Source organism: Algivirga pacifica (assembly GCF_039543525.1).
Classification (GTDB): Bacteria; Bacteroidota; Bacteroidia; order Cytophagales; family Flammeovirgaceae; genus Algivirga; species Algivirga pacifica.
Genome location: NZ_BAABJX010000003.1, coordinates 29,956 through 45,845, shown reverse-complemented (window position 1 = coordinate 45,845; position 15,890 = coordinate 29,956). Strand labels below are relative to the sequence as shown.

Annotated in this window: 12 protein-coding genes; 5 read left to right on the top strand and 7 right to left on the bottom strand. The window is 39.6% G+C overall.

Annotation, left to right across the window (positions count from 1 at the left end; translation table 11 throughout):
* The first annotated feature begins 167 nt into the window (after nt 1-167).
* Entirely contained in the window at nt 168-902 is a 735-nt protein-coding gene (locus ABD985_RS00680; RefSeq protein WP_345368485.1) for a hypothetical protein, read from the top strand.
* 218 nt (nt 903-1,120) lie between these two features.
* Here the strand turns inward: ABD985_RS00680 and asnS are convergent, their stop codons facing one another.
* The 4 genes from asnS to ABD985_RS00660 all read right to left on the bottom strand — a co-directional run bounded on the left by asnS (nt 1,121) and on the right by ABD985_RS00660 (nt 7,448).
* Nucleotides 1,121-2,551: an asparagine--tRNA ligase gene (asnS, locus tag ABD985_RS00675; RefSeq protein WP_345368484.1), complete on the bottom strand. Its 1,431-nt coding sequence runs from the start codon at nt 2,549-2,551 to the stop codon at nt 1,121-1,123.
* Between the two features lie 268 nt (nt 2,552-2,819).
* Complete coding sequence (locus ABD985_RS00670; protein ID WP_345368483.1) at nt 2,820-3,524, bottom strand: hypothetical protein; 705 nt, start codon at nt 3,522-3,524, stop codon at nt 2,820-2,822.
* A 569-nt stretch (nt 3,525-4,093) separates the two neighbouring features.
* Entirely contained in the window at nt 4,094-5,713 is a 1,620-nt protein-coding gene (locus ABD985_RS00665; RefSeq protein ID WP_345368482.1) for an aminopeptidase P family protein, read from the bottom strand.
* Nucleotides 5,714-5,906: 193 nt separating this feature from the next.
* A complete protein-coding gene (locus ABD985_RS00660; protein ID WP_345368481.1) occupies nt 5,907-7,448 on the bottom strand; it encodes an acyl-CoA carboxylase subunit beta in 1,542 nt (513 codons plus the stop codon).
* Between the two features lie 390 nt (nt 7,449-7,838).
* Between ABD985_RS00660 and ABD985_RS00655 the strand changes: the two genes are divergently transcribed.
* The 4 genes from ABD985_RS00655 (at nt 7,839) to ABD985_RS00640 (ending at nt 11,180) form a co-directional block, all read left to right on the top strand.
* A complete protein-coding gene (locus tag ABD985_RS00655; RefSeq protein WP_345368480.1) occupies nt 7,839-8,327 on the top strand; it encodes an FKBP-type peptidyl-prolyl cis-trans isomerase in 489 nt (162 codons plus the stop codon).
* Nucleotides 8,328-8,483: 156 nt separating this feature from the next.
* The gene (locus tag ABD985_RS00650; RefSeq protein WP_345368479.1) at nt 8,484-9,002 is read left to right on the top strand and encodes an FKBP-type peptidyl-prolyl cis-trans isomerase; all 519 of its coding nucleotides are present in this window, start codon (nt 8,484-8,486) and stop codon (nt 9,000-9,002) included.
* Between the two features lie 268 nt (nt 9,003-9,270).
* Complete coding sequence (locus tag ABD985_RS00645; protein ID WP_345368478.1) at nt 9,271-10,674, top strand: pyridoxal phosphate-dependent decarboxylase family protein; 1,404 nt, start codon at nt 9,271-9,273, stop codon at nt 10,672-10,674.
* Nucleotides 10,675-10,706: 32 nt separating this feature from the next.
* Nucleotides 10,707-11,180 carry a DUF4293 domain-containing protein gene (locus ABD985_RS00640; protein ID WP_345368477.1) on the top strand — a complete coding sequence of 158 codons (474 nt, stop codon included), beginning with the start codon at nt 10,707-10,709 and terminating at the stop codon, nt 11,178-11,180.
* 151 nt (nt 11,181-11,331) lie between these two features.
* On the opposite strand, the gene folB is transcribed toward ABD985_RS00640, so the two are convergent.
* The 3 genes from folB to ABD985_RS00625 all read right to left on the bottom strand — a co-directional run bounded on the left by folB (nt 11,332) and on the right by ABD985_RS00625 (nt 15,676).
* Complete coding sequence (gene folB / locus ABD985_RS00635; protein WP_345368476.1) at nt 11,332-11,697, bottom strand: dihydroneopterin aldolase; 366 nt, start codon at nt 11,695-11,697, stop codon at nt 11,332-11,334.
* A 193-nt stretch (nt 11,698-11,890) separates the two neighbouring features.
* Nucleotides 11,891-13,654 (bottom strand): OmpL47-type beta-barrel domain-containing protein, encoded by a 1,764-nt coding sequence (locus ABD985_RS00630; RefSeq protein WP_345368475.1) that lies wholly within the window; start codon nt 13,652-13,654, stop codon nt 11,891-11,893.
* Nucleotides 13,655-13,702: 48 nt separating this feature from the next.
* Nucleotides 13,703-15,676, bottom strand: a complete 1,974-nt coding sequence (locus ABD985_RS00625) for a SpoIIE family protein phosphatase (RefSeq protein WP_345368474.1) — start codon at nt 15,674-15,676, stop codon at nt 13,703-13,705.
* Nucleotides 15,677-15,890: the final 214 nt, after the last annotated feature.

The following is a 15,890-nucleotide window of genomic DNA, read 5'->3' as shown; positions in this document are numbered from 1 at the left end:
GGTTCGAACCCAGGACCCTCTCCTTAAAAGGGAGATGCTCTACCAGCTGAGCTACGGAATCTTAAATTTTTTTAAATAAGAGAATCATTCTAAAATTCTCTTTATTTTTGAAAACCTGTGGGGCTTTCGTCATTTGCGAGTGCAAAACTAACAGAAAGTAATACTCTATGCAAAAAAAATTAAAGTTTTTCGTCTTACTTATCACTTACTCACTGATAATCAACACTTCTTTCTCTCAAGAAAAAGTACAATTATTATCAGAAGCAGACAGTCTATTTGAAAGTGGCTCCTATACCAAGTCACTTAATTTATACAAACGCCTCATCAAACAAGAAGGTGCTTACACACCAAAAATGCTATTAAATATGGCCTTCATCACACAAGCTGAAGGAGCATATGCAGAGGCGCTTTATTACCTCAACTTGTATTACAAACACACTTCTGACAGAAGTGTATTGGAGAAAATGGAAACCCTCGCACAAGATAATAATTTGAGTGGGTATACCTTTACGGATTATGAATACTTCAGTAATGTTTTTCATAAATATAAACTAGTATTCTTCTCCATTGGCGCATTATTAATCCTTGTAACACTGGGGCTAAGCATCTATAAGAAGCAAAGAAAAGAGAATGCTTTAATTCCTTTTATCTTCCTGATATTGTTTTCCATAGGAAACTTATGGCTATTCAATCTAGGGTTCCAAAGAACTTATGGTATTGTACAAACCGTTAACCTTTACGGCACTGACTCCCCCTCTGCTGGAGGAAAAAGAATACAAAAACTTCAAGAAGGAGATCGTATCTTATTGGGTAACACTAAGGACATCTGGTACAAGGCAGAAGTGGATGAGCAATTTTTCTATGTGAGAAAAAATAACTTATTAATTGTTAATGGAGAATAAGCTACGTCTAGTTGTTCATGGTGTTTAATTGCAGTTGCTTCGCAATTGCGTTCATAATGTTTAGTTGTTTTTTTATTAAGTATGAAAAATGAATTAAACATTCAACTAAACATTATGAACGAGCGAAGCTCAATCTAAACATTATGAACAAAAAAAGAGGTAACCTCACTTGGTATAGCGTGAGATTACCTCTTTCTATATGATTGCTCAACTGACTCCTAGAACTCGGCACTCTTTGGTGTTCTTGGGAACATGATTACGTCACGAATGTTACCCATACCGGTCACAAACTGTACGATACGCTCAAAGCCCAATCCAAAGCCACTGTGTGGCGCTGTACCAAACTTACGAAGATCTAGGTACCACCATAGTTCAGACTCTGGGATATCCATCTCAGCCATTCTTGTTTTCAGTTTCTCCAGACTCTCCTCTCTTTGAGACCCTCCGATGATTTCTCCAATACCCGGGAACAATACATCCATCGCTCTTACGGTCTTTCCATCATCATTTTGCTTCATGTAGAAGGCTTTGATATCCTTAGGGTAGTCTGTAATGATCACAGGCTTCTTGAAGTGCTTCTCAACCAAGAAACGTTCATGCTCTGCAGCCAAGTCGATTCCCCACTCTACTGGATACTTGAATTTCTTTTTCTTATGAGGCTTAGACTGTAGTAAGATATCAATTGCTTCTGTATATGTAATACGCTCAAAGCTATTGTCTACCACAAAGTTCAGACGCTCCAACAATCCTAAGTCCCAACGCTCGTTGGCAGGCTTAGTCTTATCTTCATCCGCAGCTCTCTTGTTCAGGAACTCCATATCATCGGCACAGTGCTCCATGGCATGGGAAATCAAATATTTCACCATTTCCTCTGCCAGGTCCATATCCTCTTCCAACTCATAGAATGCCATCTCCGGCTCAATCATCCAGAACTCAGCCAGGTGACGAGAAGTATTGGAGTTCTCAGCACGGAAGGTAGGACCGAATGTATATACTTCACCCAAAGACATTGCTCCAGCCTCAGCTTCTAGCTGTCCAGAAACTGTCAGGTTAGTTTCTTTTCCGAAGAAATCTTCCTCGAAGTTAATTTGCCCCTCCTCTGTCATTGGAGGATTCCCCAATGGCAAGGTACTTACACGGAACATCTCTCCAGCTCCTTCTGCATCAGAACCTGTGATAATTGGTGTATGCAAATACTTAAACCCTTTATCATTAAAGAACTTATTCACTGCAAAAGCCAAGGCATGTCTTACTCTAAATACGGCACTCATCGTGCTAGTTCTCATTCTCAAGTGTGCTTTCTCTCTTAAGAACTCCATAGAGTGTTTCTTTGGCTGCAATGGGTACTCCTCTGGGTTGGCATCACCCAAAATAGTAATCTTCTCTGCATGCAACTCAATATTCTGACCTTTACCCATAGAAGCTACCAGCTCTCCTTCAATCGCAAGAGCAGCACTTGTCGTAATTCTTCTCAGGGTGTCCTCTGATTCATTCTCAAAGTTAACAACTGCTTGAAGATTGTTGATGGTAGACCCATCATTTATAGCGATGAAACGATTACTTCTGAATGTTCTAACCCATCCTTTCACCAACACCTTTTGTCCAACCTCTCCTGAGGACAAAATGTCTTTAATCTTGATTCTGCTCACAATTCTAGTATTTATAGTAATTTTGAAAGTGGTTTAAGGTATTTCCTCTTAACATATACAGAACAATATCTCCTTCTAGAGGCTTGATATAACTCCATACACGTTCGCTCTCCCCTCCTTTTTCCTTTACGACAAAAAGCTAATCGCCTGAATATACCTTTCTTGAGTAAAGCGTGTTTGTCGTGGCGACAACACACAAAAAAACAACAACCCTGTTGTTTAACAAAATAATGCAATAAAAAAATAGTAAGAATACAAAAAAAAGACGCTATTGATGTCTTCCATCAATAGCTCTGGCCAAGGTTGTATCAACCCCTATCTCTTCCCATGGGATTAATACCTCTACCATACCCGGTGTATCCTGCTTGCGTTTCTTCTGATCTACAATAAAAATAACCCCTTGTTCATTCAGTCCAAAAGAGGTAAAAAGCTGTTCATCTCTAAAAGATAACCCTTGATAATTTCGCTCTAAAAATTGAAGTACACGTTTGCGGGCTATCCACTCATCTTGAAAAAGGTCTCCAAAAGTAACTCTCTTTCGAGTAGACAAATCATAGTTATAAGTAAATACTAGTTTTCTTTGATTGCGGCTTCCATTATAAAAAGTATTCTTTTCAAACCGGATGCTAAGTATATTGTGTTGCTGATAATTGACTTTGTAATCCAATGTCAAAGAACTTAACCCTTTATGTTCTCCCAATACTTTCATGGTTGAACGGAAATCACTGATTGCCAAAGCCATAATATTCTGCAACCCCAAGTTCACCTGATGTTCTACTTCTGTAAGAGGATACTTTACCAAAGGATAACTCACATCCATCTGGTAATTCATCATGGAATTATGTTTGTTAAAAAATTGCTTTTCGACCAAAATTCCCATTTGCACCACATCCTTTTTCAAGCCAGAAGTAGGCTCTTCAACAGGGTAAAGACCAAACCCCGAAAGCAACCATATAATCAAAAGGTTTTTCATTGAAAGCAGTAGATTTATTCCGAGATCAACTTTTCTAAGTTGAAACACAGTGCATTTACAATACAGCCCAATACGCTCAAAAAATATTCACTTTGGAATTAAGCTTGTCTATAGTAGCCTCTCGGGTACCTCCAACGGGTATTGAACCTATGTATTAAACTCTTTCTTTAGAGAATTATTATCTGAAAAACTATAATAATTCACCTGTTTCTACCTCCAATACCTGATAAATACTATTTAAAGAAAAAACATGAATCATCCCATATTAACAAATGACTTATTTTTTTGAGAATTCATCACTTTACAGCTACCTCACAAGCTTTTTATAAGCTTCTTCATTTTTTCCTTGATGAAAAAACGAAGCAAAAAAATCAAGACTTTGAAGAATTCGCCTAATTTTCAATCGTAAAAGCTAAAAATTCCAAACTCGCTACGCTCAAACAATGGAATTTTCTTAACGCTTTGACGATTAAAAATCTTAACGGCAATTCTTCAAGGTCGTTTTTAAACAAAAAAATAGAGCCATCCCCTTAAATATTAATAAGGGATGACTCATATCTACGTTATAATTATTCAATAACCGGCAACTCCCATTTCTCCAAAACACTCTCTTGTTTCATCACCTTCTCTATTTCTTTCCAGTGCCTCGGGGCTTCTTCTGATAAATTCACAGGGCCTTTGCTGGTAATCAAAATATCATCTTCTATACGTACCGCTATTCCCCACCACTTGGGATCACAAGGGCTATTTTCAGGAATATAAATTCCCGGTTCCACTGTTATTACCATATTCTCCTGAAAATCGGAATAATTGGACTTATCATGTACATCCAATCCAATATGATGAGACACTCCATGTGGTAAATAAATACCATAATCCGCTTCAGTCTTGATAATACCCAGTTTCATTAACCCTTCTTTTATTTCCTTAACCGATGCGATATAAGGTGCGGAGAAATCCTCTCCTACCTGACAAGCTTGAATGCCTGCTTCTTGGGCTTTATATACAATCTCGTAGATCGCCTTCTGTTCCTTAGAGAATTTTCCATTCACAGGAATCGTTCGAGTCACATCGGCAGTATACCCCCTATATTCAGCTCCCAGGTCCATCAGGATCATTTCATCTTTCGTCAATTGTGGCTTATTATTTTCGATATAATGCAACACACAACCATTATGTCCTCCTCCAACAATAGAAGGATATCCCTCGAACTCTGCACCATACTTCTTAAAGACAAACTCATGGATTCCTTGCACCTCTCTTTCAGACATTCCTGGATGCATGGCTTTCATAACCTCTACCTGTCCCATAGCGGAAATACGTACCGCCTTTTTTAGCATACTAATCTCTTCTTCTAACTTCACCTCTCTTAACGCCCCCATAATGACATGCAATTGATTCAAGTCAATATTGGTTTTAGGAAGTTTTTCAACCACCAATGTACGCTCCTCCAATGTTGAAGCATTTTGGTAGGCTTTCAAGGTTTCATTTTTTGCTAAAGACGGGTCATTCTCCATAGCCCTACCAATTACCTTAGCGACATTGGCAGCACTGTACTCATCTGCGGTTTCAATCAGGGTATATAACTGATCCTCTGTCTCAGAAAAATCAGCTTCAGGATAATCCGTTACTTCCTTAAAGTACTGCATCATACTATACAGATCTCCTTCATCATTGCGATTATCCCTAACATCTCCCTTTAGTTCATACATCAGTACTTTGTCAAAAGACTTAAAGTCAAGAGGCAAATCATCAAAGAAGTCATTGGCAAATACACCTTCTATTCCTGTACGCTCTTTGGTTCGTTCTATTCCAAGACGCTCCCCATTCCACATTTCACTTTGTTCACTACGAGGTTGTACAAAGAATAATTCCTTAAACTGTTTTCCATTAATATCAACAGGTTCAGAAAAGATCAATAAGGTCGCATTAGGCTCCTTATACCCTGTAAGGTAATATAGATCAGGATCTTGATGGTATACATAATCCACATCATTTGCCCTATTACGAACTGGATTGGCAAAAAACACTGCCACAGAGTTCTTTGATAACTTTGCCCTTACAGCCTCCCTTCTATTGGCATGAAAGTCTTTGGTCAGCACATCCTTGGGCTCATATTTATACTGTGCCTGCAAATGGTCCATTCCCACTAGAAATACAGTAATTAAAAAAGTCAATCTGATTTTCATTTTCTCTATTTATCTGGTTGTTTTCACTATACTAACAGCTTGTTGAATCGTTGAATCGTTGAATTGAGCTTCGCTCGTTGATTCGAGTTGAATCGTTTTATGAGTTCAGTCAACAATTCAACTCGAATCAACGAGCGAAGCTCAATTCAACTCAGCAGCTTGCTGCTGAAATTCAACGATTCAACCTCCTTTATTAAAGAGGCAAGTTTCCATGTTTCTTTTTTGGAAGCTTATCTACTTTATTCTCTAACATTTCAAAAGCCGTAATCAATCGTTCTCTCGTTTGATCAGGTGTAATTACTTCATCAATAAATCCTCTATAAGCCGCGCGGTACGGGTTTGCAAAAGTTTTCTCATAATCTTCTACTTTCTCCTGTAACTTAGCTTCTGGATCTTCTGCCTCCGCAATCTGTTTACGGAAAATAATCTCTGCAGCTCCTTTTGCCCCCATTACGGCAATCTCAGCCGATGGCCATGCAAAATTGAGGTCAGCACCGATATGCTTAGAATTCATCACATCATAAGCTCCTCCATAAGCTTTTCGTGTAATCACGGTAACTCTTGGTACAGTTGCTTCACAGAATGCATATAGTAATTTTGCCCCTTCTGTAATAATCCCATTCCATTCCTGATCTGTACCCGGCAAGAACCCTGGCACATCTTCCAGTACTAATAAGGGAACGTTAAAGGCATCACAAAAACGTACAAAACGAGCCGCTTTTTTACTGGCTTTAATGTCCAATACCCCTGCCAGTACGGCAGGCTGATTTCCTACCACTCCTATACTTCTACCTCCAATACGAGCAAAGCCAACGACGATATTCTCTGCATAGTCCTTATGCACTTCAAAGAAAGAATCCTCGTCTACCGTTGCTTCAATCACCTCTCGCATATCGTAAGGTTGATTAGGATTCTCAGGAATGATTTCGTTCAGGGCCTTACGGGTTTCATCCTTCGGCTCATAGGGATACACTGGTGCATCCTCCTCGCAATTTTGAGGAATATAACTCAACAGTTTTCGAATATTCTGAAGTGCTGCGGCTTCATTGGGCGCTGAAAAATGGGTCACCCCACTCTTAGTACCATGAGTGCTTGCCCCACCTAACTCTTCTGCTGTTACTACCTCATGAGTTACTGTTTTCACCACATTGGGTCCTGTCACAAACATATAGGAAGTATGCTCCACCATCATGATAAAGTCTGTGATCGCCGGGGAATATACGGCTCCTCCCGCACAAGGTCCCATAATTGCAGAAATCTGAGGAACTACTCCTGAGGCCAAGGTATTTTTATAAAAAATGTCAGCATATCCTCCTAAAGATTTTACTCCTTCCTGAATACGGGCTCCTCCAGAATCATTCAGCCCAATAACAGGAGCTCCATTCTTCATCGCCATATCCATAATCTTACAGATTTTTTCAGCATGAGCTTCTGACAAGGAACCTCCAAAAACGGTAAAGTCCTGAGAAAACACATAGACTAATCGACCTTCGACTTTTCCAAACCCTGTCACAACTCCATCGCCAAGGTAATGTTCCTGATCCAATCCAAAGGCTGTTTCTCTATGACGTACAAACTTTCCTACCTCATGAAACGTGCCTTTATCCAGAAGTAGATCAATGCGTTCTCTTGCGGTAAGTTTTCCTTTTGTATGCTGAGCAGCAATTCGTTTGCTTCCTCCTCCTTGCTCAGCTTGTTTGTTCATTTCTTTTAGTTCTGCTAATCTGTTCTCCATAGTTTGTTCTGATTAGAAACACAGCAAATTGGTTTCTATTGGTTTATTATAAATTGTTGTAATTGGTTTCGATTCCTCAAAATACACAATTCTTCCTTATTACCATTCTATCTTTGTATGTTTGCAGGAAGGGATTTTGAGCCTATTCCTCAAAAATCTTGTTAACTTTAAAAACGAATACATTGCTAGAGTAATTCTGAAAAATGCTTCTAGCAGTCTAAACACTAAGTATTCTGATAAAAATAAGGGTACGACTTCCAAATGGATAAAGGAGTATAGCTCCCTGAGGGATAATTATTAATCCTTTCTACTTCTTCCTTAAATCATTTGAAAATCGTACTTAGCAATCAGTCCACTAATTAATTTCCAATCAATAGAAAAATCAATACCATGAAAGTAGAAAAAGATAAAGTCATCGTCATTACTTATTACCTGTCAGAAGGAAGCCCTGAGGGAGAAATGATTCAGGTTGTAGACAAAGATGAGCCATTTGAGTTCCTTTTCGGACATGAAAACGTACTTCCTATCTTTGAAAAAGAACTAGAAGGCGTAAGCAAAGGACATCAATTCAGCTTTGGTATTAAGGCAGAAGACGGTTATGGTGAGCGTCAGGACAATGCCGTTGTAACGATTCCTAAATCAGTTTTCAATATAGAAGGAGAAGCGGCAAGTGAGGAGTTACTTCAGGTAGGTAATGTACTTCCTATGGTTGGGCCAGAAGAAATGCCAATGGATGGGTTAATCATCGAGGTGAAAGATGATAGTGTAGTCATGGACTTCAACCACCCACTTGCAGGTATTGACTTACACTTCGAGGGAGAAGTAATCGACATTCGTGAAGCGACCGAAGACGAGCTTAGTAACGACGGTATCTACTAGTGGTTGAGGCGACTTACGTCGCTTGTTGAGTAACACTTCGTGTTGTTGAGTTTCACCTTTGGTGAGTTGAGATTATCGGTGAGCAGTGAGCAGTGAGCAGTGAGCAACTTATCTAAACGGTAAACGATCAGCAATAAACGGTAAACAAAAAATAAGATGAAAATAGAAGATAACAAAGTAGTCTCTGTACTCTACACCTTATATGAGGATAATGAGGATGGAAAGCTATTGGAGAAGACGGAAGAGAGTGAACCATTCATGTTTATTTTTGGTACAGGAGGCGTTCTCCCAAAATTTGAGCAACAGCTGAGTGGAAAACAAGAAGGTGATTCCTTTGCTTTCTTTCTAAAAGCAAAGGATGCTTATGGAGAAGTCAATCCTGAAATGAGTAACATTGAGGTGGACAAGTCAATCTTTGGCCTATCTGATCCTGAAGAAATGGAGGCGATGTTCCAGGTAGGACATATCCTTCCTATGATTGATCAGGATGGTTTTCGTTGGGACTCCCGTGTTGTTAAGGTCAAAAAGAAAACCCTGATCATGGACCTTAACCATGAGTATGCCGGTTTAGATCTTTACTTTAAAGGAAAAGTCGTTGGTATTCGTGAAGCAACTGATGAAGAGCTGAACTACGGAGAAGACGGGGAGGACAACATTGAGATTGTAGGGAGATAAAAATTGGAGTACGATAATTAAGGTTGAATAAATAACCAACAGTTGAGGCGGCTATCGCCGCTAGTTGAGTGGCACGCCGTGCCGTTGAGTAGCCCTTCGGGCTGTTGAGAAAAAGCAGTACTACTAAATCTCAACGTGCGAAGCATACTCAACCTGCGACGTAAGTCGCCTCAACGGTACGTAGTACCACTCAACAAAGCTAGTTGGCAGTAGACGTATAAATATTCAAACGCCAATACCCTCCAATATACTTAAACTAAGCACAAACATGAACAGTCAAGAATTCAGAAAAGAAGCCCACCGGTTAGTAGACTGGATGGCCGATTATCTGGAGGAAGTAGAACAATATCCTGTAAAGTCTCCTCAGGCTCCTGGTGACTTATTAAAGCAATTGCCTGCAGCAAGTCCTGAAAAGGGAGAAGCGTTTTCTACTATTTTTTCAGATTTCCAATCCTTAGTGATGCCAGGGATCACACACTGGCAGAGTCCTAATTTCTTTGCTTACTTTCCCGCGAACAGCAGTTACCCTTCGGTATTAGCAGAAATGCTCACCGCAACCTTGGGGGCACAGTGTATGATATGGGAAACGTCCCCTGCTGCCGCTGAGCTAGAGGAGCGCATGATGGAATGGATTCGGGATATGATGGGACTACCCAAGGACTTTACGGGGGTAATACAAGACACCGCTTCTACAGCCACCTTATGTGCAATTCTTTCCGCAAGGGAGAAAGCTTCTGGGTTTACGCTAAATCATACCGGATTCACAGGCAACGAGAAATACACCATCTATTGTTCTTCTCAAACACATTCTTCGATTGACAAAGCCGTACGCATTGCAGGTATAGGTTCTGACCAATTACGCAAAGTAGCGGTTGATTCGGAGTTTGCCATGCGCCCTGATGCCTTGGAAGCTCATATCAAGGAAGACATTGCCTTAGGCTATACACCACTTTGTGTGGTGGCAGCTACCGGTACTACTAGCTCTACTGCCATGGACCCTGTTTCTGCCATAGGGGAAATTTGCCAACGCTATAACCTATGGTTACATGTGGATGCAGCCTATGCAGGTACTGCAACTATCCTACCTGAAAAACGATGGATTATTGAAGGAGTAGAAATGGCCGATTCCTACGTATTCAATCCTCATAAATGGATGTTTACCAACTTTGACTGTACGGCGTATTATGTTAAAGACAAAGGAGCACTAATACGTACCTTTGAGATTCTACCGGAGTATCTCAAAACCAAGACAGATCACATCGTAAATAATTATAGAGATTGGGGCGTACCTTTAGGAAGACGTTTCAGGGCCTTAAAGCTATGGTTTGTAATTCGTAGTTATGGAAAGGAAGGGATACAAAAACGTCTCAGGGAACACATCAGCTATGCTCAATACTTTGAGGAAGAAATACAAAAACGTTTAGGAGCTAAAATACTAGCGCCCACACATTTGAACTTAGTATGCCTACAGCTACAAAAACCGGGACACAACACCGAAGCACTCAATGCATACAATGCCGAAATCCTTCAAAAAATCAATGATAGCGGCAAAGCTTACCTCACCCATACAAAACTAAATGGTGTCTATTGCATACGAGTAGTTTTTGGACAAACTTATCTACAACATCGACATGTAGAAAACTTATTACAACTTTTCGAATCCCTTGTGTAAATTTGCATCACTAATTCTAAATTTATTTAACAATGATACAAAGAGTACAAACAATTTTCCTATTCGTACTGGTAGTCTGCATGATCAGTACGATCTTCGTTCCTACATGGGTACGCCTAAGCGGTGAAGCAGACGTATTGGCACAAATGGACACTTATGAGTTGATCACTTATAACGAAACTGGAGAGCCTAGCACTACCAACGTTATTTACTTAACGGTTTTATCAGTACTATCAGCCTTACTAGGATTGGCTTCTATTTTTAGTTATAAGAACCGTATGACGCAAGTAAAACTCAACATGGTAAACATCCTGTTGATTGGAGCGGTAATCATTATCAATGCTTACTTCTTTGCGACCTACCAAACACTAGGTGGAGAAGCTGGAAAGTCACAATTTAGCTTCGGATTCTTCCTTCCTTTCGTTGCTTTATTAATGAACAATATGGCTAACCGCTTTATCAAAAGAGATGAGCAATTAGTCAAATCAGTGGATCGCTTACGCTAGGTATTGGTGATTAGTGGTTGGTGATTAGTGATTCGTTTTACTGAATATCTATACTAATCACTAATCACTAAAAATGCTGCTATAATAGGTTATGAGCAAACTTAATAATCAGACCAATAACCTATCACTCAGAATCCAAAAAAAGGGATGCTTATACAGCATCCCTTTTTCGTTCCATTGTAATTTTAGAAGCGTAACAAACTCCTCCAATCGGAGGGTTATATTTACGAACAACTACCTGTACCGTCTGGGCCGAAGCATGGGTATCCAATACCTTAGCGATAATCTTCCCTGCAATATGCTCTAAAAGCTTTACAGGCTCTTCCATCACTTCTTTGGTGATCTTATAGAGTGATTCATAGTTCACGGTATCATTCAGGGTATCTCCTTGGGCTGCTGCTCCAAAGTCCGTTTCTACCTCCAAATCTACTCCATACTTATTTCCTATTTTTTGCTCTTCCTCATAAAAACCATGGTAAGCAAAAAACTCCATTCCTTCTAATGCAATCTTATCCATAAGCTGTTCATGTTGTTTAATTGAGCTTCGCTCGTTCATGATGTTTAATTGAGTTTTTTGTTTATGTTGTTTGATTGAAGCTTGTGTTGAGACTCAGACAACATATCAACTTGAATTAACGAGCGAAGCTCAATTCAACGATTCAACAACTAAACATCATGAACGAGCGAAGCTCAATTAAACATCATGAACATTAATTCACAACTTCTTTTTCCAAAGATCGCTTAGAGGTCTTAAAGCTAAACTTATAGTATGTCTCATTGGACAACTTATCCAATGCCCTTACCTCTATCTCATAGGTTCTATTATTCCTGAACCCATCAATCACTCCAGTATAAGGTCGTTCTGCTTTACCGTTTACCTTGTAATACATCGCCTTATAACCGGTCAGCTTATCTGTTGCCGCTAAGAATACAGAGGTATAAGAAGGGTAGTACTCCTGCCCATTTTCATCCACAATAGGATCTATACTATAATGGACAAAGACCTCCGGACCAGTATTATCTACAGCAAATGTCCCTCTCTTTACATTACGGTTGTTTACGTTATCATATCCATAGATATTTAACTGATAAGCACCTTCTTTCTTCAAATGTAAAGGGCTCTCGTAAGTAATTTCGTCAATCTCCTGATTGAAGCTATAAGCAATATACTGCATACCAGACTCCGGATCAGTCGCATTCAATCTGACTCCTGTCTTTTCACTAATATACAAGGTATCATCCTTCATAAAAGTATCTCCTTCAAACCCGTAAGATAGTGTCGGACCGGTCAAGTCCAAGTATACTTTACTGACGTTGTGCAGGTATTGGTTATACATCATTTCCTTTTCCGTTACCTCATTGGCCAGATTATCAATAGAGTAGAAACTTACTGAGTGTTTTCCAGCTACAGAAGGCAAATAGAATGGATTTTCATATTTCTGGAACTCCTGTCCATCGATGGAGTACATAATCGCTCTTACTCCAGCCTTATTATCGACGGCAGTTAATTTCAATTTAGACCTTCCTGAGAAGAACATTTCTCCATCTACCACATAGCGATCACCTAATACATCTGCTGCCGTAATCGGTGCTGTTTTATCCAAGTAGAAATCAAAAGAAGTCACCTCCTCCTTGTTGCCTACATGGTCTATAGCGTAATACTCCAATACGTGCTCACCATCCTCTAATCTTGCTGTCGCTATTGGCTCTTTGGTATTGTACTGTACAAACTCCTCATCATCAAATCGCATCCAAACCTCTTTTACCCCTGATAAAGAGTCACCTGACAAGAGAAATACCTTACTGCTCACCGATATAATATTATCAATAGAAATTCCATTGATCACATGATAAGTATTAGGAGAAGAAGTATCTATCACAAACTCTTCCTCTTTGGGAGCTGATGCATTCCCTACATGATCGACACCATAGTATTTAAAGGAGATATTTCCCTCCTGCTCAAAGGAAATTGTTTCCTGATAAGGGGTATATTCCTTTTCATTAATCGAATGAAAAACCTTGGCCACTCCTACCATATCATCTTCTGTACTTAGGGTGACATTAAGTCCAGGTCCATAATATACCGTCCCATTGGTATCTTTATAGCGCTCCGCTCCTTCAAAATGACTGACAGAGCTTGGTGCTTCTCCATCAGCATAAATAATAAATCGATCATCCCGATGATCAATTTGATCATAGTGCTTCAAGATATGCATACCGGGACCATCCAGGTAAAATGGCTCTACCTTATTTGTATTTTTAGTCTTATCTAACTTGGCCAGAGGTGTCGCATCGGACATATCGGGCTTATGGGAGATCATCACGTAGATCGGCAAAGAGGCCTGTGTGTAATAGCGATTGGCAGAATCCACGTAATGTGTAAATTCATGCTCCTTAGGCGTTTGAGCTTCTGCCAGCAATGGAAAAAGAAACCCCAAAATTAAAAAGTGCCTAAATAGAAATGAGAATTTCATATAATAAGAATTTATTCCCTGTTAGTATTTTAATTGATTTTAGTCGCTTCAAGAAGTTGTTAATCGGTTGTTGGAATGTTTCTGTAATCCCTCCCACTCTTGTTCCATATTGGAGCAAACCAATGCCCCAATCACAAGAATATCGTCAGTTTGCGACGTTTCCTTCATCCAATTTTTGAGATTAACCTGTAGTAATTCTTTCTGTCTTTCAGAGTTATCTTGATGGATATGCTTCAAAAGTTCTCGCATGCGTTTAGAGGTAAACCTTCTATCTTTTTTACCTCCAAATTGATCAATATAACCATCCGAATACGTATAGAAACGAGTTGGTTTTGTAATGTCGATACGGTGTACCGGAAAATGAGGTTTTCTCCCCTTTCCATGGTATCCACCAATAGAGTAACGAGCTCCTTTAATGTAGTTCACTTCCCCATCCTGAAAGTATACCAATGGAAAATGTGCCCCTGCATACTCCATATAAGCTTTTTCGCGATTAATCACACAAAAGGCCATATCCATTCCGTCCATCGTTCCATGAGAATCCTTGTGTAAAGCTCTGGAAATACGATAATCCATTTCCAAAAGTACCTGATCGGGATCTATAATTCCTTCGGCCACCACTTGATCCAAAAAGCTCTTTCCCAATAAAGAAACAAAAGCTCCAGGTACGCCATGCCCTGTACAATCCACTCCTGCCAGCAATACCAATCGCTCTCCATCTCGCTCTACCTCCTTGAACCAGTAAAAGTCCCCACTCACCGTACTACACGGCTGAAAGAAGATAAAGGATTCTGGTAAAATATGAGAAAGGTGCTCCAAAGGCTCCATCACTCCCGACTGAATACGCTTAGCGTAATTGATACTCTTCTGTATATTTTTATTCTTTTCGGATAGCAAGAGGTTTTGCTCAAGAATCTGGGTTTGTTTTTCCTGCAAAGCGATATTAGAGCTTTTCTTTTCCTGATAACTCTTCCAAAAGAGCGCTAGTACTACAATACAAAGTAAGGTGAGTACAATGAAAAAGTTTCGCTGTATACGCTGGTATTTAGTCTGTTGCTTATGCCATTCATTCAGTTCCTTTTGACGCTCTAACTTCATATTTTTCTCCTTCTCCTCCGTCTTCAATAGCGCAATCTGTAAGTCCCTGATATTGGCTGTATCCAGTAAATCCCTGTATTGAGTTTCAAAGGAATATAACTCCTCCTTGGTTAGACCTAACTCCTCTTTTACGGCTTTTAATTCGAGCTCTTTTTTCTCTTTTTGGGTTTCAGCTAACTCGGCTCTTAATTTCATCAGATCCTTATCCTTCTCCATGGCCGTTTCCTTGACCCTATGCACCATCTCATTGAAGGTTCTATATAGCTCAAAGTTCTTTTTAGCATTATCCATGTCCCCCACTTTCTCGTAATTCTCTGAAAGCATGCCATAACAGCTTCTCATCAAAGGAACATCATTAAGTTCTATAGCAATACTAAGTGCTTCTTGTAGGTGTTCAATGGCTACCTTGTTCTTATTAAGGTTTTCTGCTACAACTGCCAAGTTGATTAGTGCAGAGTATACCCCCAACTTTTCTTTGTTGGCCTTTCGCTCCTTGAGCGTCATGTAGAAGTAGTTATACGATTTATCAAACTGCAGTAGATCCGAGTAAATCATTCCCAGATTGTTATTGATCTTGGCAATACCACTGTTGTTTCCCACCTTCTCATTCAGCACTAACGAACTATCATAATAATCAATAGCTTCCCATAACTTCATATGGTTCCAATAGGTAAGTGCAATCAAGTTAAGGCAACGAGAGGCTTCTTTGTAATCACCTCTTTTCAGCATCTTGAGGTGACGCTCCTTGAGCTCTTCCACTTCTTTAAGTTCTTTAGGAGTCAAGTTAGTAGGCTTGATTCCTTCAGGCAAAGGAGGATAGGCAGAAGATACCTCTTGTGCTAGCAGGGTTCCGGTAGAAATCGTAAACAGAAAAAAAAGTATATGCAGCGATAAACGCCTGAGCGTTAAAAATTGGTCTCTCATTCTATGGTTTTTAAGAGATAGTTTCTGCTAATGAAGAATAGTTGTACACAAAAAAACACAAAACACGTTAAAACACAAAAAAAGAGTCACAGAATTATATCCGTGACTCTCTCATGCAATATTCTTCTCGAGCAAGCAATTATAGCGTTTATAGATAACTTCTACTTCCCATCGAGTTGAAAGAGGAAGGATAAAGGAAGAAGGATATAACCAT